2 rRNA genes are annotated in these 5,076 nt (G+C 57.8%); both read right to left on the bottom strand.

The features are described from left to right. Positions 1–22: 22 nt before the first annotated feature. Positions 23–3,140 (bottom strand): 23S ribosomal RNA (locus BIV25_RS43375). Between the two features lie 305 nt (positions 3,141–3,445). After that, positions 3,446–4,971 (bottom strand): 16S ribosomal RNA (locus BIV25_RS43370). The 16S and 23S rRNA genes sit together here, the layout of an rRNA operon. Positions 4,972–5,076: the final 105 nt, after the last annotated feature.

Raw genomic sequence — 5,076 nt, 5'->3', positions numbered from 1 at the left:
AACACAGTGGACGCGAGCAACTGAGGACAAGCCCTCGGCCTATTAGTACCGGTCACCTCCACACCTCACGGTGCTTCCAGATCCGGCCTATCAACCCAGTCGTCTACTGGGAGCCTTACCCCATCAAGTGGGTGGGAGTCCTCATCTCGAAGCAGGCTTCCCGCTTAGATGCTTTCAGCGGTTATCCCTCCCGAACGTAGCCAACCAGCCATGCCCTTGGCAGAACAACTGGCACACCAGAGGTTCGTCCGTCCCGGTCCTCTCGTACTAGGGACAGCCCTTCTCAAGACTCCTACGCGCACAGCGGATAGGGACCGAACTGTCTCACGACGTTCTAAACCCAGCTCGCGTACCGCTTTAATGGGCGAACAGCCCAACCCTTGGGACCGACTCCAGCCCCAGGATGCGACGAGCCGACATCGAGGTGCCAAACCATCCCGTCGATATGGACTCTTGGGGAAGATCAGCCTGTTATCCCCGGGGTACCTTTTATCCGTTGAGCGACGGCGCTTCCACAAGCCACCGCCGGATCACTAGTCCCGACTTTCGTCCCTGCTCGACCCGTCGGTCTCACAGTCAAGCTCCCTTGTGCACTTACACTCAACACCTGATTGCCAACCAGGCTGAGGGAACCTTTGGGCGCCTCCGTTACCCTTTAGGAGGCAACCGCCCCAGTTAAACTACCCATCAGACACTGTCCCTGATCCGGATCACGGACCCAGGTTAGACATCCAGCACGACCAGACTGGTATTTCAACGACGACTCCACGAACACTGGCGTGCCCGCTTCAAAGTCTCCCAGCTATCCTACACAAGCCGAACCGAACACCAATATCAAACTGTAGTAAAGGTCCCGGGGTCTTTCCGTCCTGCTGCGCGAAACGAGCATCTTTACTCGTAGTGCAATTTCACCGGGCCTATGGTTGAGACAGTCGAGAAGTCGTTACGCCATTCGTGCAGGTCGGAACTTACCCGACAAGGAATTTCGCTACCTTAGGATGGTTATAGTTACCACCGCCGTTTACTGGCGCTTAAGTTCTCAGCTTCGCCCCACCGAAATGGAGCTAACCGGTCCCCTTAACGTTCCAGCACCGGGCAGGCGTCAGTCCGTATACATCGCCTTACGGCTTCGCACGGACCTGTGTTTTTAGTAAACAGTCGCTTCTCGCTGGTCTCTGCGGCCACCCCCAGCTCTGGCAGCAAGTGCCGTCACCAGGTGTGGCCCCCCTTCTCCCGAAGTTACGGGGGCATTTTGCCGAGTTCCTTAACCATAGTTCACCCGAACGCCTCGGTATTCTCTACCTGACCACCTGAGTCGGTTTAGGGTACGGGCCGCCATGAAACTCGCTAGAGGCTTTTCTCGACAGCATAGGATCATCCACTTCACCACAATCGGCTCGGCATCAGGTCTCAGACACATGATGTGCGGATTTACCTACACACCGTCCTACACCCTTACCCCGGGACAACCACCGCCCGGGATGGACTACCTTCCTGCGTCACCCCATCACTCACCTACTAACCGCTTGGTCCGGCGGCTCCACCACTTTCCATTCCCCGAAGGGTCCGGAACGGCTTCACGGCCTTAGCATCACGATGCTCGATGTTTGACGCTTCACAGCGGGTACCGGAATATCAACCGGTTATCCATCGACTACGCCTGTCGGCCTCGCCTTAGGTCCCGACTTACCCTGGGCAGATCAGCTTGACCCAGGAACCCTTAGTCAATCGGCGCAAACGTTTCTCACGTTTGTATCGCTACTCATGCCTGCATTCTCACTCGTCAACCGTCCACGACTACCTTCCAGTGCCGCTTCACCCGGCAGACGACGCTCCCCTACCCATCCACACAGGCGTTGGCCCTATTGTGTGAATGACACGACTTCGGCGGTACGCTTGAGCCCCGCTACATTGTCGGCGCGGAATCACTAGACCAGTGAGCTATTACGCACTCTTTCAAGGGTGGCTGCTTCTAAGCCAACCTCCTGGTTGTCTGTGCGACTCCACATCCTTTCCCACTTAGCGTACGCTTAGGGGCCTTAGTCGATGCTCTGGGCTGTTTCCCTCTCGACCATGGAGCTTATCCCCCACAGTCTCACTGCCGCGCTCTCACTTACCGGCATTCGGAGTTTGGCTAAGGTCAGTAACCCGGTAGGGCCCATCGCCTATCCAGTGCTCTACCTCCGGCAAGAAACACACGACGCTGCACCTAAATGCATTTCGGGGAGAACCAGCTATCACGGAGTTTGATTGGCCTTTCACCCCTAACCACAGGTCATCCCCCAGGTTTTCAACCCTGGTGGGTTCGGTCCTCCACGAAGTCTTACCTCCGCTTCAACCTGCCCATGGCTAGATCACTCCGCTTCGGGTCTTGAGCGTGCTACTGAAACGCCCTGTTCGGACTCGCTTTCGCTACGGCTTCCCCACCCGGGTTAACCTCGCAACACACCGCAAACTCGCAGGCTCATTCTTCAAAAGGCACGCAGTCACGAGAACGTGCAAGCACATTCCGACGCTCCCACGGCTTGTAGGCACACGGTTTCAGGTACTATTTCACTCCCCTCCCGGGGTACTTTTCACCATTCCCTCACGGTACTATCCGCTATCGGTCACCAGGGAATATTTAGGCTTAGCGGGTGGTCCCGCCAGATTCACACGGGATTTCTCGGGCCCCGTGCTACTTGGGTGTCTCTCAAACGAGCCGCTGACGTTTCGACTACGGGGGTCTTACCCTCTACGCCGGACCTTTCGCATGTCCTTCGCCTACATCAACGGTTTCTGACTCGTCTCACGGCCGGCAGACCGTGAAAGAGAGATCCCACAACCCCCACGACGCAACCCCTGCCGGGTCTCACACGCCATAGGTTTGGCCTCATCCGGTTTCGCTCGCCACTACTCCCGGAATCACGGTTGTTTTCTCTTCCTGAGGGTACTGAGATGTTTCACTTCCCCTCGTTCCCTCCACACTGCCTATGTGTTCAGCAGCGGGTGACAGCCCATGACGACTGCCGGGTTTCCCCATTCGGAAACCCCCGGATCAAAGCCTGGTTGACGACTCCCCGGGGACTATCGCGGCCTCCCACGTCCTTCATCGGTTCCTGGTGCCAAGGCATCCACCGTGCGCCCTTAAAAACTTGGCCACAGATGCTCGCGTCCACTGTGCAGTTCTCAAACAACGACCAGCCACCCATCACCCCGAACCCATAAGGTCCGAGTGCACTGGGGCCGGCGACTGAAGGAAGATCATTCCCTCAGACACCCAACAGCGTGCCCGGCCGACTCCCGCCCGAAGATCATGCGTTCCACACTCTGACGAGCAGTACTGGCAGCCTCCGACCCGGAAACCCGGCCGAATAATCAACGTTCCACCCATGAGCAACCAGCACCGGACACTCGCCGGTGTACTGGCCTCTGGACCGCTGCGCGGTCTAGAAGTGCTCCTTAGAAAGGAGGTGATCCAGCCGCACCTTCCGGTACGGCTACCTTGTTACGACTTCGTCCCAATCGCTAGTCCCACCTTCGACGACTCCCTCCCACAAGGGGTTGGGCCACCGGCTTCGGGTGTTACCAACTTTCGTGACGTGACGGGCGGTGTGTACAAGGCCCGGGAACGTATTCACCGCAGCAATGCTGATCTGCGATTACTAGCAACTCCGACTTCATGGGGTCGAGTTGCAGACCCCAATCCGAACTGAGACCGGCTTTTTGAGATTCGCTCCACCTCACGGTATCGCAGCTCATTGTACCGGCCATTGTAGCACGTGTGCAGCCCAAGACATAAGGGGCATGATGACTTGACGTCGTCCCCACCTTCCTCCGAGTTGACCCCGGCGGTCTCCTGTGAGTCCCCATCACCCCGAAGGGCATGCTGGCAACACAGGACAAGGGTTGCGCTCGTTGCGGGACTTAACCCAACATCTCACGACACGAGCTGACGACAGCCATGCACCACCTGTACACCGACCACAAGGGGGCGCCTGTCTCCAGACGTTTCCGGTGTATGTCAAGCCTTGGTAAGGTTCTTCGCGTTGCGTCGAATTAAGCCACATGCTCCGCTGCTTGTGCGGGCCCCCGTCAATTCCTTTGAGTTTTAGCCTTGCGGCCGTACTCCCCAGGCGGGGAACTTAATGCGTTAGCTGCGGCACCGACGACGTGGAATGTCGCCAACACCTAGTTCCCACCGTTTACGGCGTGGACTACCAGGGTATCTAATCCTGTTCGCTCCCCACGCTTTCGCTCCTCAGCGTCAGTAATGGCCCAGAGATCCGCCTTCGCCACCGGTGTTCCTCCTGATATCTGCGCATTTCACCGCTACACCAGGAATTCCGATCTCCCCTACCACACTCTAGCTAGCCCGTATCGAATGCAGACCCGGGGTTAAGCCCCGGGCTTTCACACCCGACGTGACAAGCCGCCTACGAGCTCTTTACGCCCAATAATTCCGGACAACGCTTGCGCCCTACGTATTACCGCGGCTGCTGGCACGTAGTTAGCCGGCGCTTCTTCTGCAGGTACCGTCACTCTCGCTTCTTCCCTGCTGAAAGAGGTTTACAACCCGAAGGCCGTCATCCCTCACGCGGCGTCGCTGCATCAGGCTTTCGCCCATTGTGCAATATTCCCCACTGCTGCCTCCCGTAGGAGTCTGGGCCGTGTCTCAGTCCCAGTGTGGCCGGTCGCCCTCTCAGGCCGGCTACCCGTCGTCGCCTTGGTGAGCCATTACCTCACCAACAAGCTGATAGGCCGCGGGCTCATCCTTCACCGCCGGAGCTTTCGACCCCCGCAGATGCCTGCAGGAGTGATATCCGGTATTAGACCCCGTTTCCAGGGCTTGTCCCAGAGTGAAGGGCAGATTGCCCACGTGTTACTCACCCGTTCGCCACTAATCCACCCCGAAGGGCTTCATCGTTCGACTTGCATGTGTTAAGCACGCCGCCAGCGTTCGTCCTGAGCCAGGATCAAACTCTCCGTGAATGTTTTCCCGTAATCGGGACGACACATCACGAGAGCGGAACCGGGAGGAGGAATAGTCCTTCCGGTTCACAGCGTCCTCGCTGTGTTTTTCAAAGGAACCTCGCC

It is taken from the genome of Streptomyces sp. MUSC 14 (genome assembly GCF_001866675.1).
Lineage (GTDB): Bacteria > Actinomycetota > Actinomycetes > Streptomycetales > Streptomycetaceae > Streptomyces.
This window is presented reverse-complemented; position numbering and strand designations above follow the sequence as displayed.